1 protein-coding gene is annotated in these 630 nt (G+C 61.9%); it reads right to left on the bottom strand.

The window, feature by feature from the left end; genetic code table 11:
• The coding region (locus HV670_RS30330; protein WP_175108590.1) for a hypothetical protein at positions 1-630 on the bottom strand (630 nt) is incomplete at both ends.

Below are 630 nucleotides of genomic sequence, written 5' to 3'. Positions count from 1 at the left end.
CAGCGAAACCGGCACGTTCGGCACCGCGAATTTTTCACCGAATTGCGGCGAGTACGGGTCGAACTCCGACGAGAAGTCGTCCAGCATGAAGCCCGTGTAGTGCGCGGCGACATGCGTCGGGCTGAACACCCAGAACTTGGCGAGCGCCGACATCTGGTTGGTAAGGATGACCTCCTTGCGATCGCACAGGTGGCGCGATGCGCCCGCGAACGGCGCGACTTCCTGCGACCCTGGAAACAGGCTGATGTAGTCGGGCACGATACGCAGCTCGCCAACGCAGGGCCAGAACGTTTCAATGCTGCCCGTGCCCTTCTCGTTGCGGGGCTGCGAGCCGAGATCGGTAGTCGGATTCTGCGCATTGTTCGCGTTGTAGGCAGCATTCACCGCGGCCTGGTCGGGCAGGATGAAGATGTTGCCGAAGCTGCCGAACTGCTGCGTGACGGGCGCAATATAGTTGTCGCCGATCAGGATGTTCTTGTCTTCCTCCTTCACCAGTTCATAACCCGGCGGCACAACCACTTCGACCACATACTTGCCGGCCGGCAGCATCTGCGTGCCGTCTCCCGTCGGATTCGCGACGCAGATCGCGCAGTTCGTCGAGGTCGGCTTGCCGCTTGCCGGGCTTCTGCC

Source organism: Pararobbsia alpina (genome assembly GCF_902859895.1).
Lineage (GTDB): Bacteria > Pseudomonadota > Gammaproteobacteria > Burkholderiales > Burkholderiaceae > Pararobbsia > Pararobbsia alpina.
This window is presented reverse-complemented; position numbering and strand designations above follow the sequence as displayed.